The 15,700-nt window shown below is 67.7% G+C and carries 12 protein-coding genes; 9 read left to right on the top strand and 3 right to left on the bottom strand.

Going from position 1 to position 15,700, the window contains the following annotated elements:
- Positions 1–110: 110 nt before the first annotated feature.
- From ACH3VR_RS01610 to ACH3VR_RS01625, 4 genes are read left to right on the top strand one after another with little or no spacing between them, the layout of a single operon-like run.
- Complete coding sequence (locus ACH3VR_RS01610; protein WP_396639000.1) at positions 111–1,277, top strand: cytochrome P450; 1,167 nt, start codon at positions 111–113, stop codon at positions 1,275–1,277.
- A gap of 2 nt (positions 1,278–1,279) precedes the next feature.
- Positions 1,280–1,480, top strand: coding sequence for a ferredoxin (locus ACH3VR_RS01615; protein ID WP_396639638.1), 201 nt, complete (start codon positions 1,280–1,282; stop codon positions 1,478–1,480).
- 46 nt (positions 1,481–1,526) lie between these two features.
- Positions 1,527–2,534: a cyclase family protein gene (locus ACH3VR_RS01620; protein ID WP_396639001.1), complete on the top strand. Its 1,008-nt coding sequence runs from the start codon at positions 1,527–1,529 to the stop codon at positions 2,532–2,534.
- A 25-nt stretch (positions 2,535–2,559) separates the two neighbouring features.
- Complete coding sequence (locus ACH3VR_RS01625) at positions 2,560–3,576, top strand: zinc-dependent alcohol dehydrogenase (protein WP_396639002.1); 1,017 nt, start codon at positions 2,560–2,562, stop codon at positions 3,574–3,576.
- Between the two features lie 86 nt (positions 3,577–3,662).
- On the opposite strand, the gene ACH3VR_RS01630 is transcribed toward ACH3VR_RS01625, so the two are convergent.
- Positions 3,663–4,802 carry an endo-1,4-beta-xylanase gene (locus ACH3VR_RS01630; RefSeq protein WP_396639003.1) on the bottom strand — a complete coding sequence of 380 codons (1,140 nt, stop codon included), beginning with the start codon at positions 4,800–4,802 and terminating at the stop codon, positions 3,663–3,665.
- Between the two features lie 146 nt (positions 4,803–4,948).
- On the bottom strand, positions 4,949–5,995 hold the full coding sequence (locus ACH3VR_RS01635; protein ID WP_396639004.1) for a LacI family DNA-binding transcriptional regulator: 1,047 nt from the start codon (positions 5,993–5,995) through the stop codon (positions 4,949–4,951).
- Between the two features lie 185 nt (positions 5,996–6,180).
- Between ACH3VR_RS01635 and ACH3VR_RS01640 the strand changes: the two genes are divergently transcribed.
- From ACH3VR_RS01640 to ACH3VR_RS01660, 5 genes are all read left to right on the top strand, one after another.
- Positions 6,181–7,803: a GH39 family glycosyl hydrolase gene (locus tag ACH3VR_RS01640; RefSeq protein ID WP_396639639.1), complete on the top strand. Its 1,623-nt coding sequence runs from the start codon at positions 6,181–6,183 to the stop codon at positions 7,801–7,803.
- Positions 7,804–7,844: 41 nt separating this feature from the next.
- On the top strand, positions 7,845–9,161 hold the full coding sequence (locus ACH3VR_RS01645; RefSeq protein ID WP_396639005.1) for an extracellular solute-binding protein: 1,317 nt from the start codon (positions 7,845–7,847) through the stop codon (positions 9,159–9,161).
- Between the two features lie 89 nt (positions 9,162–9,250).
- A complete protein-coding gene (locus tag ACH3VR_RS01650) occupies positions 9,251–10,333 on the top strand; it encodes a carbohydrate ABC transporter permease (RefSeq protein WP_396639006.1) in 1,083 nt (360 codons plus the stop codon).
- Positions 10,330–11,259: a carbohydrate ABC transporter permease gene (locus tag ACH3VR_RS01655; protein ID WP_396639007.1), complete on the top strand. Its 930-nt coding sequence runs from the start codon at positions 10,330–10,332 to the stop codon at positions 11,257–11,259. The genes ACH3VR_RS01650 and ACH3VR_RS01655 overlap by 4 nt, the downstream gene beginning before the upstream one ends.
- 180 nt (positions 11,260–11,439) lie before the next feature.
- Positions 11,440–14,373 (top strand): immunoglobulin-like domain-containing protein, encoded by a 2,934-nt coding sequence (locus tag ACH3VR_RS01660; protein WP_396639008.1) that lies wholly within the window; start codon positions 11,440–11,442, stop codon positions 14,371–14,373.
- Positions 14,374–14,513: 140 nt separating this feature from the next.
- Here ACH3VR_RS01660 and ACH3VR_RS01665 read toward each other — a convergent pair whose 3' ends face one another.
- Positions 14,514–15,548, bottom strand: coding sequence for a LacI family DNA-binding transcriptional regulator (locus ACH3VR_RS01665; protein ID WP_396639009.1), 1,035 nt, complete (start codon positions 15,546–15,548; stop codon positions 14,514–14,516).
- Between the last annotated feature and the right edge of the window lie 152 nt (positions 15,549–15,700).

Raw genomic sequence — 15,700 nt, forward strand, 5'->3', positions numbered from 1 at the left:
TGGACTCGCGGGTCCGGAGCGGTTACACTTACGACACTTCTAAGCGTATGATTTCAAATCATACATCGCCGAAGCACAGTGGCCAAGGCTGTTCACGACTGGAGACCTCGATGACGACAGCGACCTTCTCGACGCAGCGCGTCGACCCCTACAACCCGCCCGCGGAGCTCGCTCGGCTGCAGCGCGAAGATCCCGTGAGTCGCGTGCCGTGGAGGGACGGGTTCATCTGGGCGGTCACGAAGCACGCCGACGTCCGCACCGTGCTCGGCGATGCCCGCTTCAGCTCCGACCGCTCGCTGCCGGGGCATCCCATGAATGCGGGATACACGTCCGCGGCGAAGCTCAAGAACCTCATCGAGATGGATCCGCCCGATCACACCCGGCAGCGCGTGCGCGTCATGGGGGAGTTCACCGTGAAGAAGATCGCGGGCATGCGGCCCCGCATCGAGCAGATCGTCGAGTCGGCGATCGACGACATGCTCGCGTCCGGCGACGCGGCCGATCTCGTGACCGCGCTGTCGCTGCCCGTCCCGTCGGTCGTCATCGCCGAACTGCTGGGCGTGCCCTACGAGGACCACGACTTCTTCCAGGTCAACAGCGCGACCTTCGTCGAGATCGACACGTCGATGGAGCAGAAGCTCGAGGCGATGGGCAACCTGCGCACCTACATCGCCGGCCTCGTCGAGGCGCGCATGGAGAACCCGGGCGACGACATCCTCAGTCGTCAGCTCGCGGCCGGCGCAGGCGCCGAAGAACTCACGGGTCTCGGCTTCCTCCTGCTGATCGCGGGGCACGAGACGACGGCGAACATGATCTCGCTCTCGATCGCGACGCTCCTGGACAAGCCCGAACTGCTCGAGCAGCTGCGGGAGGGCCCCGACCTCATCCCGGGTGCCGTCGAGGAGCTGCTGCGCTACTTCACGATCGCCGACGTCGGCCATCAGCGGCTCGCCACCGCCGACATCGAGGTCGGCGGCGAGCTCATCCGCACGGGTGAAGCCGTCTACGCGTTCGGTCACGTCGCCAACCGCGACCCCGATGTGTTCGACGACCCGAACCGGATCGACTTCACGCGCGGCGCACGCAACCACGTCGCCTTCGGATTCGGGCCGCACCAGTGTCTCGGCCAGAACCTCGCCCGTCTCGAACTCGAGGTCGTGCTCGAGGCCGTCATCCGCCGCATCCCGACGCTTCGGCTCGCCGTGCCGTTCGGTGAGATCCCCTTCAAGGAGCACGGCCCCAACTACGGCGTGTACTCGCTCCCGGTGGCGTGGTGACGATGCAGATCCACGCCAATCGGTCCACCTGCATCGGAGCGGGTCAGTGCGTCTTCGCTGCGCCCGAGGCGTTCGACCAGGACGACGACGGCATCGTGCTCGTGGTCGGCGCAGAACCTGCGTCGGCCGACGAGATCGCTCGAGCCAGGGAAGCCGTGCAGGTCTGCCCGAGCCGGTCGCTCAGGTTGCTCGAGACCGCCTGACCGGGCAGCGCCCGACCCCGACACCAACGAAGGAACGGAGCATCCCATGACGATGCAGCAGACCGTCGCGCCCGAAGTCACCGGGCCCGACCCCCTCGCGCCCTGGCTGCGCGAGATCGCCGACGGCCACGAAGAGGCGCGGCACATCGCCGACGTGCAGTGCCGCGGATCGGTGGCGCTCATCGACGAGGCCGCCCGGCTGCGCGGCGTCGCCCAGGTGCGCCGCGGCCGCGCGATCTCGCTCGAACGCGAAGTCGAGACGCGGCCCGGCCGGCTCGCCGCCGGTCGCGCGGTCGCCGAGGCCGAGAAGGCGCAGTGGCGCGCGCTCGGCAACGCCGATCTGCCCGAGGGGCACGGCTCCGTCGACCTGCAGGTGACCGTCGGGCTGCACGGGCGGCACGTCCACGGCGGCGACGTCATCTCGTTCGACGCGCACGGCGTGCACAACACGCACCTCGACGGGCTCGCGCACATCGGAGCGGATGCCTCGTGGCACGGTCCGATCCCCGCGTCCGCTTCGGAGACCGACGAGGACACGATCGTGAACTGGGCGCAGCACGGCATCGCAACGCGCGCCGTCGTGCTCGACATCACCGCCGTCCGCGGCGCTGAATGGGTCGAGGCGGGCGCCCCGGTGACCGGCGAGGAGCTGGATGCCGCGCTCGCCGCGACGGGGATCGAACTGCAGGTCGGGGACGCGCTCGTCATCTACCAGGGCCGTGACCGCTATGAGGCCGCCGGTCATGTCTACCCGAGCGGAGCTGCGGCGGTCACGCGGCCCGGCATCGGCGAGGACGGCGCACGCTGGATCGCGGCGAAGGAGCCGGGCCTCGTGCTGTGGGACTTCCACGACGCGCGCGACAACCCCGGCGGTGCGCTGGAGGTGCACAACCTCATCTACGCGATCGGGCTGTGCCTCGTCGACAACTGCCTGCTCGGGCCCGCCGTCGCCGAGCTGACCTCGGCAGGCGTCCACACGGGTCTCATCGTGGCGGCGCCGACGGCGATCCACCGCTCGACCGGCGTGCTGATCAACCCCCTGCTGCTGTACTGAGTCCCGAACCTCGAGGAGCGATCTCATGAAGTCCGTCCACGTCACCGGCCCCGACACCGAGGCCTGGGTCGACATCGACCGCCCGACGGCCGGCGCGGCAGACGTGCTGCTGAAGATGAAGGCGTGCGGGATCTGCGGCTCCGATGCGATGTACGCGCATTTCGGCGGCATCCCGCCACGCCAGGGCGCGACGCCGCTCGGCCACGAGCCGGCTGCCGAGGTCGCCGAGGTCGGCGCCGATGTGGAGGGCATCGAGGTCGGCGATCACGTCGTCATCGACACGATGGCATTCACCGACGGCCTGCTCGGCTCCGGGGGAGCGCAGGGCGGGTTCTCGGAGCACGTCGTGGTCAGGGATGCCGTGCTCGGCCGCCAGCTCCGCGTCATCCCGAAGCACATCCCATGGCACGTCGCGGCGCTGAACGAGCCGATGGCCGTCGCCTACCACGCGGTGAATCGCACCGATCCGAAGCCCGGGGCGAAGGTCGTCGTCTTCGGCGCCGGCCCAATCGGACTCGGTGCGGTGCTCGGCTACCGCCGCCGCGGGGCGTCGCACATCGTGGTCGTCGACGTCCTGCCCGGCCGGCTGCAGAAGGCGCTCGAGATCGGTGCGGACGCCGTTGTCAACTCGGCCGAGGAGGAGGTCGCTGCTCGCCTGGTCGAGCTGCACGGCGATGGTGCGACGCCGCTGAACCGCGGCATCCGTCCCGCAACCGATGTCTATCTCGACGCAGCAGGGGCGCCTGTCGTGCCTCCGCTGGTCACCGGCATGGCCAAGCACGGTGCGACGTTCGGCATCGTCGCGGTTCACAAGAAGCCGGTCGAGCTCGACTTCGGCGCGATCCTGACGAGCGAGCTGAACCTCGTGTGGTCGATGGGATACCCGACCGAGATCTTCGAGGTCACCGACGACATCATCGCGAACTGGGAGAAATACGCGCTCATCGTGAGTCACACGCTCCCCTTCGATCAGACGCTCGAGGCGCTCCGGCTCGCGAAGACGCCGGGCGCCGCGGACAAGATCGTCGTCACCTTCGACTGACATGCCCGATGGCCGGGTCGCGCACGACCCAGGCGAGACCGGAGCCCCGAAGGGGCTCCGGTCGCGCCTCTCTTCAACGGCGTGGGTCAGGCGGCGTTCCGCAGCACCTCACGCAGCGCGTCGCACTGCGGCTTGGGGTTGTTGTGCATGTCGAACAGCAGACCGGCACCCTGGCCGGTGAAGAACCCGGGAATCCACGAGTTCGCATCCGACACGCCCCACACGGTGTACGACGTGCATGCCTCGACCGCGAGGCATGCCTCGAGGGTCCCTGCCCACCAGTCGACCTGCTGTGCACCCTCGGCGGGATCGGCCGGGGTGTCCGTGTATGTCCCGTTGTTCTTCTGCGTGACGAAGGTGCGGATGTCGACCTCGGTCAAGGCCACCTGGAGGCCGAGGTCGGCGAACCGCTGCAGGTTGTTCTGCAGGTCGGGGAAGCCGTACTGGGTGTCCAGGTGCCCCTGGAAGCCCACGCCCTGGATCGGGACACCCGCAGCAAGAAGCTTCTGGACGAACGCGTACGCGGCATTGCTCTTCGGCCCGGTGAACTCGAGGTTGTAGTCGTTGTAGAACAGCAGTGCGGACGGGTCCGCTTCATGCGCCCAACGGAACACATCGCCGATGTACTGCTCAGCCGACAGTCCCAGCGCCGCGTAGGCCTGGGAGAAGATCGTCTGCCGGAACGTGCCGTCGTCGTTGAAGATCTCGTTGACGACATCCCACTGCTGGATCCTGCCCGCGAAGTGCGCCGCGACGGTCTTGACGTGGTTCTCCAGGAGGGAGCGCAGCTCGGCGGGGCTGAAGTTCCCGCTCGTCAGCCACGTCGGGAGCTGGTTGTGCCACACGAGCGTGTGTCCGCGCACGACCTGGCCGTTCGCCTCGGCATTCGCGATGAGCGCTTCTGCCGGCGCCCAGTTGTACACGCGCTGCGCCGGTTCCAGCGTCTCCCACTTCATGACGTTCTCCGCCGTCACACTGGAGAACTGGGTGTTGACGATGTTGCGGTACTTGCCGTTGCCGGCGAGCAGATCGGTGTTGACCGCTACGCCGACCTTGATGCCGGCCTCGTCGGCCAGAGCGCGGAGCGAGTTCTCGCCGATGACGGCGGAGTGCTCAGACGCGTTGGGGTTCGCCGGCGGCGCCGGCGCGGCGAACGCGGCGGTCGGCAAGACCGCGACCGAAGCCAGCGCGAGGACGCCGGCGATGAGGGGACGTGATGCCCGCATAATGCTCCTTTGCATAGGGCGAGGGGATGTGGCCCTGCGAGCAGGTCGATGTTCCTGCCCGCGCACCTAGCGTAGGTAATATGTCGTGCCTGTAAACAAATTCGAAAACTTTCGATCAGGTCGTCGGCGCGCACCACTGGCCATGCTCAGCGCCCGGCCGCCGGAGGCGCGGTGCTGTCGCGAACCATCAGCGATGTCGCCAGCTCTACGTGCCGCGAGGAGGGGCGGCGGCCGCCCGCCATCGTGAGGATGGTCTGCACCGCCATGGCGCCCATCCCCTCGAGGTGCTGATGGACGGTGGTGAGGGGCGGCGTCGTCCACGCCGCCTGCGGCGTGTCGTCGAACCCGGTCACGCTCAATTCCGACGGCACCCGGATCCCGAGTTCATGGGCCGTCGTCAGGATGCCGACGGCGATCTCGTCGTCCGCTGCCATGATGGCGGTCGGGGGAGCGGCGGACGAAAGCATGTCGCGTGCGTGGTGGACGCCGGTAGGTGTGTCGAACTGGCCTGCCCTGATGAGCGACTGGTCGATCCCGACGCCGGCCGCGTCCAGTGCCGCCTGGTAGCCGTATAGGCGATCGCGCGCAGCGGCGGAGGAATCGGGACCGCCGATCCAGCCGATCCGGCGGTGTCCGAGCTCGATGAGGTGTTCGGCGGCGGTGCGCGCGCCTGCCCAGTTGCTCGATCCGACGCTCACCATCCGCCGATGGTCCGTGTCCACAGGGTCGACGATGACGAAGGGCAGGTTCGCGTTGCTCGCCGCCTCGATCAGTCCGTCCGGGTGGGAGAGCGTCAGGCCGATGATGCCGACGACCCCCGAAGCCTGCTGATCGGCCACCCAGGCCCGAGCCACGGCGCGCTGGGTGCGCGCCGCCCGAGCGGGGGCGAGTCGCGCGAGCAGGTCGATGCGGCCCTCGGTGGCCGCGGCCATCACACCCTGGAGCACGCCGAGGATGTAGGGCGACGCCGGGATGTCGAAGACGACGGCGAGTGCGTGCCGGTCCGACGGCACCCCCGCCCCAGTGGTCGACCGATACCCCAGGTCGGCGACGGCGGCGAGCACCCGCTCCCGCGTGTCATCGGAGATGTCGCCTCGGCCGTTGAGCGCCTTGGATGCCGTCGCCTTGGACACGCCTACGGCCGCGGCGACGTCGGCGAGCGTGGCGCGCTGCCCCTTCGACTTCTGGATCACGACTGCCCATCCTTCGAAATCATTTCGAGTCTCAGAACCATATCACCTGGCATACGGGCTCAATTCTCGGGAAGCGTTGACATCCGCCTCACGCAATCTCTATCGTTGTAAACGATACAAGTTGCGAAACAGTTTCGCAAGAACTTCCCCCTCATCCTGACCAAAGGAGGTCGTCCTTGTCCGTCGTGACATCGCCCGCACTCATCATCGACGGCGCACCGTCCGTGGAAGCGCCGCTGCACCACGTATGGAGCGTCTGTCTGGGGGCCGGTCGTGCCAATGAGGCGCTGCGCGCGGACTGGCAGGACCACTTCCGCGAAGCGGTTTCGACGCTGGGCGCGCGTCACGTGCGCTTCCACGGGCTCTTCCACGACGACATGTTCGTGTACAGGGCCTCCCGCGGCGGAGGCTTCGGTCCCGCGACGCCGCTCGACAAGCCGGTCTTCACGTTCGCCTACGTGGACAAGGTCTTCGACGCGATCCTCGACACGGGCGCCCGGCCCTTCGTCGAGCTCGGGTTCATGCCCGTCGAGCTCGCCACGCAGACGGAGACGGTGTTCTGGTGGAAGGCGCACTGCAGCCCGCCCAACGACATGGCAGCGTGGACCGACCTCGTCACGGCAACGGTCCGGCACTGGATCGATCGCTACGGTCTCGACGAAGTGCGTACCTGGCCGTTCGAAGTGTGGAACGAGCCCAATCTCGTGCCGCATTTCTGGACCGGTACGCGCACCGAGTACTTCGCCCTCTACGAGGCGACCGCGACCGCGCTCAAAGCGATCGACGCCGAGCTCAAGGTCGGTGGCCCCTCGTCATCCGTCTTCGTACCCGATTCCCGATACGACGGCGAATATCACGACCGATCGGTGGAGGCCGAGACGGCGGAAGCGCCCGACCCCGACGTCCTGCCCTGGAAACCCGTGTGGATCAACGAGTTCATCGCCTACTGCGCGGAGCGGGATCTGCCCATCGACTTCCTCTCGACGCACCTCTACCCCACCGATTACGCCTTCGACACGCAGGGTGCCGGCCGGTCGATCAGCCGCAACCGAGACGCGACGCGCAATGACTTGCGCGTCATGCGCCGGATCATCGCCGACTCTCCGTATCCGCATGCCGAACTCCACGTCACCGAATGGTCGACCTCCCCGTCGAGCCGGGACCTCATGCACGACACGGTCTTCGCCGCGACCTACATCGTGCGCGCATTCCTGCAGTCCCACGACCTTGCCGATTCGATCTCGTACTGGACCTTCACCGACGTCTTCGAGGAAGGCGGCGGGGGCATCGGGCCCTTCCACGGTGGCTTCGGATTCGTCAACGAGAACGGCATCCACAAGCCGACATTCCACGCGATGGCCATGTTGAATCGGCTGGGCCGCCGGATCGCGCTCCAGACCGACCACGGGATCATCACGCGGACGGCCGACGACGCGGTTTCGGCCGTGTTCTTCAACTACCCCGAGTCGATGGGCTCACGGTCCGTCGGGGATGCGACGAGTTACGCCCAAACGCTCCGACTCGCGGGAGAAGGTCCGGCGCGCCGCATCCGTCACTCCATCGCGGGGCTCGTCCCGGGACACGTCTACGCCGTCGAGATCCTCGATCAGATCCACGGCAACGTCACCGAGGCCTGGCATCGGCGGGGAGAGCCCCTCAACCTCAGCCGGGAGCAGGTAGCCGAACTCATGATGATCGCCGACGACCTCGATCGAAGCACGATCGCCGTGGGGGACGACGGCGTGCTCCACATCGACATCACCTTGGACCCCTGGGCCGTCATGTCGATCTCCCAGCTCACCCCCTGACCCGGATATCCGCGTACAACGACGTCACGAAAGGACCAGAAATGAGAATCAGCAAGCGCATCGCCGCGACCGTCGCGGCCGCCGCACTGACGACCGTCGCCATCACCTCCTGCAGCGCCGGAGGCAATGGCGGTGGGGGCGGTGAGGTGGCCACAGAAGACAACAAGCCCGACAAGCTCACCGTCGCCGCCTGGATGGACTTCCCGCCGGAGCTGCTCGCCTCGTTCGAGAAGAAGTACGGGATCAAGGTCGTCGTGGACTCCTTCCCGGACGGCGCCTCGGCTCAGACGGTGCTGCGCAACGGACTGGCCTCCGGCGGCGCCGGGCTGTCGGATGTGCACCTGATCGAGCTGGACTGGTGGACCGAGATGATGGCGGTGCCGGAAGACTGGGTGGAACTGCCCGAGATCCCGGGCCGCTGGGTCGACTGGAAAGAGAAGCAGGGCTCGGTCGACGGCGCCATCACGGGTTACGGCACCGACATCGGCCCGCTCGGGATCGCGTACAACGAGGAGATGATGGCCGCGGCGGGCGTCGCCACCGACGACGACTCCTTCGCCCAGTTCATCGGGGGCGACGCGGCATCGTGGAAGTCCTTCCTCGATGCGGGTCGCAAGTACGTCGCGGCCTCCGGCAACTACTTCATCGACTCGCTCTCGAGTGCATTCCAGGCCGCGATCAACCTGATGCCGGCCGCCTTCGAGGATCCGGAGTCGGGCAAGCCCTACAACCTGGCGGACAACGCCGAGATCAAGGACCTGTTCATGACTTTCGCCGATGCGGCGGAAGACGGCATCTCGGCGGGCATCCCCATCGGTCACGCCGATTGGGGCGCGGGCTTCCAGAACCGGCAGTGGGCCACCGTGGTCACTCCCGCGTGGATGACCGGCATCATCGCCGACAACGCCGCCGGCATCCCCGGCTGGCGCGTCTCGAGCACCTTCCCCGATGGCGGCGGCAACTGGGGCGGGTCCTTCTTCGCGGTCCCTGCGTCGGGCAAGCACACGGGCTGGGCGGTCAAGCTCGCCGATTATCTGACCTCGCCCGACGCGGCAGTGCAGTGGTTCCACGAAACGGGACAGTTCCCCTCCCAGGTGGACGCGATCGCGAGCCCCGACATCGCTGAGACGCAGAACGAGTTCTTCGGCGGACAGAAGCTCGGGCAGATCTACGGCGACCTGGCCGCAGCGGCGGGCGACGCCGCGGCGGGCGGTTACCGCGGCGAGAACTTCGCCGGCATCCAGACCCTCGTCACCGACGGCATCCGGCAGGTGGAGTCGGGGAGTGCCACGGCGCAGCAGGCGTGGGATTCCGTGGTGAGCCAGTTCGACGCGCTCGGCTTCGACACCGCCGACTGATCGTCACCGGTCGCGGCCCGGCGCCCGTTCTCTGCGCGTCGGGCCGCGGTCACCTGCTTCGGCAACGGACACCACGAAAGGCTCCAAGGATGGCTCTCACTTCAGCGGCCGCTCGCCCGGTGCGGCGCGTCGGCTGGGGGCAACGGCTCTCACGCTGGGACGTCAAGCTCTCGCCGTACCTGTACATCTCCCCGTTCTTCCTGCTCTTCGCGGTGTTCGGCGCATTCCCTCTGCTCTTCAACATCGTGGTCGCGCTGCACGACTGGCATCGCCGAACCGGAATGGGCGCGTTCGTCGGCCTGGACAACTTCGTCTGGGTGCTGCAGCAGCCGCTGTTCTGGCGATCGCTGGAGAACACCATCTCGATCTTCCTGCTGGGCGGCATCCCTCAGCTGATCCTCGCGCTGCTCATTGCGGCGATCCTGGATCAGAACCTGCGGGCGCGGACATTCTGGCGGATGAGCGTCCTCGTGCCGTTCGTCGTGATGCCCGTGGCGACCTCCATGATCTTCGGCCAGGTGTTCGGCCAGTTCGGCATCCTCGTGCCCAACCTGCATGCCCTCGGCATCTTCACGGAGAGCAGCTCGCCGTTCTTCCAGGAGCGCCTGCTGTCCCACATCGCGATCGGATCCATGGTCGTCTTCCGGTGGACGGGCTACAACGCGCTCATCCTGCTGGCGGCCATGCAGGCGGTGCCGCGGGATCTCTACGAGGCGGCCACCGTCGACGGAGCAGGGCGCGCGCGCCAGTTCTTCTCGATCACCATCCCGAGCATCCGGCCCACGCTGATCTTCGTCATCCTGACCATGACGATCGGGGGCCTGGAGATCTTCGACGAGGCGCGACTGTTCGACGGCGGCGGCACCGGAGGCGGAGCCGGGGGCACCGACAACCAGTGGACCACCGTCATGCTCTACCTGTTCAACCTGGGTTTCGGGCAGTGGCAGGACCGCCTGGGCCAAGCGGCCGCGGTCGGGTGGATCTTCGCGTTCATCATCCTGTTGATCTCGTTGCTCAACTTCGTCCTCACCCGCTCGATCTCGTCGTCGGACGCACCGCGGACGCGTGCCGGCCGGCGACGCGGGCGGCGACTCGTCGAGAACGCCCCCGCAGCATCGTCGGTCGTCGGCGATCAGCTCGCACCCGCCGAGATGGAAGGAGCCCGCCGATGAACACGGCACTCATCGAGAACACCGCCGGTCGGGGAGCCGCGCGCTATGCGGCCAAACGCGCGGCGCGGGGCCGTCCGATCGCCTCACATCATCCCGCGAGTCGTCGCCCCCGCCTGGCGACGTACCTCATCCTGACCGCTGTCTTCGTCCTGACGGTGTTCCCGCTCTATGCCGCGGCCATGTACGGCTCGTCGACGACGACCGAGATCACCCGCGCCGTCGGCACGCTCCCGCGCTGGCTGCCGACGGTCACCCTCTGGCAGAACTTCGGCGAGGTGTTCGCCTCGGAGCAGTTCAGCATCTGGCTCGCCTTCGGGAACTCGCTCCTCGTCGCGGTCACCGTGAGCGCCTCGGTCGTCTTCTTCTCGACGCTCGCGGGGTTCAGCTTCGCGAAGCTGCGCTTCCCGGGCCGTCAGGCACTGTTCGTGGCGGTGCTCGCCACCCTGATCATCCCCGCACAGGTGGGGACGATCCCGCTGTTCGTCATGATGAACCAGTTCGGCTGGATCGACTCCCTGCTCGCACTCATCGTGCCGGGACTCGTGGGGGCGTTCGGGGTCTTCTGGATGACTCAGTACCTCAGGGAGGCGTTGCCCTACGAGCTCATCGAAGCAGCACGGGTCGATGGCGCGTCGATGCTGCGGACCTTCTGGTCGATCGCGCTGCCTGCCGCGCGTCCTGCGGCCGCCACGCTGGCTCTGTTCACCTTCATCGGCTCGTGGAACAGCTTCTTCTGGCCGTCCGTCGTCATGCGATCGCAGCTCACGATGCCGCTCGTGGTGCCCCAGCTGCGCGGTGCGTTCACGTCGGACACCGGGCTTGTGATGGCCGGCGTCTTCCTGGTCGCCGCGCCGCTGCTCATCGTCCTGGTCATCGCGGGCAAGCAGCTCGTCGCGGGCGTCATGGCTGGAGCTGTCAAGGGCTGAGTCACGGGGCCGACGGATGACCCGCCGCGCCGGCAGCGCAGGGTGTGCGGCTCTGCTTGTCATCCGCAAACTGTGACCGCTAACATGCGAGGTGGATCGATAAACCTAACGATCGATTCGCTGCCCAGCAATCGCCACGCACGGGCTCGTCCCCGGCTCAGTACGAAGGAGTACCACTTCGTGGTCAGTCCACCCCTCATCCGAACGCGACGCTTGCGCGCGGCGGCGGTGATCGTCGCCACCGCGCTGTGCGCAGGTGTCGCCGTCGCCTCACCCGCGTCAGCCGAGCCGACCTACGACGACGTCGTCGATGGTCTCGTCCATCGCTTCCAGCTGAACGAGACCTCGGGAACCGTCGTCGGCAACACCGGCTCCGCCGGCGCCGCTGCCAACGCGACACTCGTCCATCCTGAAAAGGCGGCGCGCGGAGCGGATGGCATCCGGTTCAATCCCGACGGTTACGCCGACGCCCTTTCGGGCGCTTACGTCCAACTGCCGAACGACCTGACGGCCGGCATGCAGGCCGTGACGGTGGACTACGACATCTGGATCGACCCCGCCAACGTGGGGGATCACCAGATCTGGAGTCTCGGCAACAAGGCGTCGTGCGACGCCGCGACCGGCCAGCAGGGACAGCTCTTCTCATCGAACACGCAGCGTCTGCGCGTCGCGGCCGGCACGACCAACGTCCAGCAGAACCGCGTCCGTCTCCCCGAGGGGGTCTGGAAGCATGTCACGTACACCCAGACGCCCAACGCCGGCGGTGCGACGTGGACGGGAACGCTGTACGTCGACGGTGTCCAGCACGCGCAGTCGACTGCCATCACGACGCCGCCTTCGGTCAACGCCGCGGGGACGAACTGCAACTTCCTGGCGCGCTCGCAGGTGCCCGGGAATTACTCGTTCCGCGGCACGCTGTCGGACTTCCGCGTCTACGATCGCGGCTTGAGCGCCGCCGAGGTGGCGACCCGCGCCCAGCAGGGCAACGACGAGGGTGTGGATCAGGATGCCGAGGCCATCGACCTCGGCCTCACCAGCGCCGTCGTGGAGGACCTCGTCCTTCCCAAGAACGGTTCGGTGGCCGGTTCCACGATCACCTGGGCGTCGTCCGACCCGTCCGTCGTCGACGTCGTCACGCCGCCCTCCGCGACCAGCGCACGCAAAGTGCCGATTCGCGGCGTCATCACGCGGCCGGCGCACGGCGAGCCCGACGCCACGGCGGTGCTGACCGCGACCCTGAAGAAGGGCGGAGACTCCGTCGCCGTGCGGGAGATCCCGATCACAGTCCCGGCGGACTACAACGAGGCCCACTCGGTGGATCGCGATGTACTCGACCTCGAGCTGCATTCCACCGACAACGTCCGCGGCAACATCACGCTGCCGACCGAGGGGCGGTGGGGCTCGACGATCACCTGGGCGTCCAGTTCGGAGCTCGTCTCGCCGACCGGCGAGGTGACGCGGCCCGCGTACGGTCGCCCCGAGGTGAAGGCGACGCTCACGGCGACGGTCGCGAAGGGCGACGCGAAGAGCGAGAAGAGCTTCGACGTCGTCATCAAGCCGCTTCCCCGCGAAGAGGACAAGGAGCGGTACTTCCTCGGATACTTCAAGGGCGAGGGCATGGCCGACGGCGAGCAGATCATGTTCGCCACCTCCAACGGCAACACCGCACTCGACTGGACCGGGCTCACCGGCGGATGGCCGTCGCTCGTCTCGCAGCTGGGCGACCAGGGCTTGCGGGACCCGCACATCGTCCGCTCGCCCGACGGGGACACGTTCTACATGATCGCGACGGATCTGAACTGGTACGACCAGGGCGGGTATGCGATCAACGACACGCAGTACATCGAGGTGTTCGAGTCGAACGACCTTGTGAACTGGACGCCGCAACGTCACGAGAAGGTCGCGCCTGACAACGCGGGCAACGCCTTCGCTCCGGAGTCGCTGTGGGTCGACGAGATCGGCGCCTACGCCGTCTTCTGGGCTCAGTCGCTCTGGAACGACCCCGTCAACCGGACCGGTCAGGGAAACGCGCAGATCTGGCTCAGCACTACGCGGGACTTCCAGACGTTCTCCGAGCCGAAGGTCTGGCAGGACCCCGCCCCGCTGTCGCGCATCGACACGACGGCGATCAAGGTCGGCGACGAGTACTACCGCGTGACGAAGAACGAGGCCGGCAACGCCGGATCCGACATCTTCTCGGAGAAGAACACGGACTTCCTCGACAGCGACATCAACGCGTGGCAGCCCGTCGCGCCGGCGCTCGGCCGGACCACGTGGCAGGCGACGGCGGGCTACGAGGGACCGGTCATCTTCAAGGCGAACCCCGGCGACACGGCGTGCCCCGGGCAGTTCTACCTGTGGGGCGATCGCTACACCAACGGCGGCGGCTACCAGGCTGCGTGCGAGGCGAACATCGAGGCGCCGACCTGGCAGGCCAAGACGATCACGATGACGAACGCGGGTGTACCGCGCCCGCGTCACGGCACCGTGCTGCCGATCACGCTGCGTGAGTGGAACAGCATCCGCGGCATCCCGAACGAGGATGTGGCGACCACGGTCGAGGTCTCCGTCGACGACGTCCGCGAGGACGAAGCCGCTGAGGTCACGGCGAAGGTCGCGGCCGCGGACGGATTCGAGACGGGCGGTCAGGTGCGCTTCAGCGCGGGCGACTGGTCGAAGACCGTCTACCTTCAGGATGGCGCGGCATCGGCGACGATCCCCGCCGGACTCGTACCCGGTACCCAGAGCGTGAAGGCCGAGTACCTCGGGTTCGACATCCTCAGCGCGTCGGAGGCGACGGCGTCCTTCGAGGTCGCGCACGCCGTCGATGCGAAGGTGTCGATCGCCGCACGCTGCGTCGGCGGCAAGGTCACGCTGGTCGTGACCGTCGCGAACGACGAGGACCGCCAGATCGGTGTCCAGATCGAGACGGCGTACGGCACGAAGGAGGTCGGGGCGATCCCCGCCGGGAAGAGCGTCTCGTCGGTCTTCACGACACGGCAGGCCTCCATCGACGCGGGGTCGGTCACGGCGACCGTCTCAGCCGGGAAGAAGAGCGAGGAGTTGCAGTCGATCTACAAGGTCGACTACCAGGTTCCTCCCTGCGCTTCATAAGCGCTCACCGTGGGGAGTCGCCTTTGCGCGGCTCCCCGCACCGCGCTCAGGGGTGGCCGGCTCGCGACGGGCCGTCCACCCGCTCGGACAGGGGTCCGGACGCCCGACTTCGCGTGCCGGCACCGAGCAGCCCGGCGCACCTAGCGCGTGGATTCGCGGACGACGAGGCTCGTCGGAAGCATCCTGCGTTCTGGTTCGCCCCGGGGGGCGCTCGAGCGGAGCCGAGCCAGCATGATCCCCACGATCTCGTCGGCCATCTCGTCATTGCCAGGCTCGATCGTGGTCAGTCGCGGCGTGCTGTAGGCGCTGGAGGCGACATTGTCGAAACCGACGATCTGCACGTCGTGCGGCACGCGCACGCCGTGGTCCGCGAGTGCACGCAGGGCCCCGTGTGCGATGGAGTCGGTGAGCGCGAAGAGGCCGTCGAAAGGGACCCGGGAATCGATGAGCGCCATGGTCTCCTGGTAGCCGCCCGCCATGTCGAGACGCGCGTCCACGACGAGCTCGGACCGCACGTCGAGTCCGCGTGCGCGGTGCGCCTCGACGTAGCCCTTCGTCCGCAGCGTCTTGACCGATTCCGAGCCGGTGGTCGCTCCGCCGATTGCGACGACCGATCGCGCACCGCGGTCGAGGAGATACCCGGTCGCCATCTCCGCGCCCCCGACGTTGTCCATCAGGACGTGGTCGAACCGCGTGGACAGGGCGCGCTCGCCGAGCAGGACGATGGGCTTCGTCGGAAGGATCCGGTCGAGGTCCGCCGATTCGCTCGCCGCCACCGCCAGGATGAAGCCGTCGTACGTCTCGAGATGCGATCCCGCCAGGGACTCGACTTCCGCCGTCATGGCGCCGCCGGTGTCCTCCGTGGCCAGCCGGATGCCCTGTGCTGAGAACCGGCGGGTGAGGCGCTCGGCGAGTTCGCCGTAGTACTCGGACGTCAGCAGCGGCACCGCCAGCCCCACGATCCCGGTCCGGCCTCTGCGCAGGGAGCGGGCGCTCTGGTTGAGCCGATAGCCGAGCTCGTCGATGACCTTCGTGACGCGGTCGATGGTCTCCGGGCTCACCCTCTCGCTGCGACCGTTGATGACGTTGGACACCGTCTGGGCTGACACGCCGGCCTTCTGTGCGACATCGTGCATCGTGACGTGCGGATGCGTGCGTGAAGGGGGCGGTGCCATCCGAGTCTCATTCGAGGGTGTGGACTGCATCGACTCTACCGAGGCCTCGAGCGGAAATCGCGTCGAGACGTCGGCCGCGGAGCCGCGCCGTGCGCCGGATTTCTTGATACCGCGAACAAAGCGCTTGTGGCGGATTCGCTGTGACCGCTAAC

This window comes from Microbacterium alkaliflavum (genome assembly GCF_044325405.1).
Lineage (GTDB): Bacteria > Actinomycetota > Actinomycetes > Actinomycetales > Microbacteriaceae > Microbacterium > Microbacterium alkaliflavum.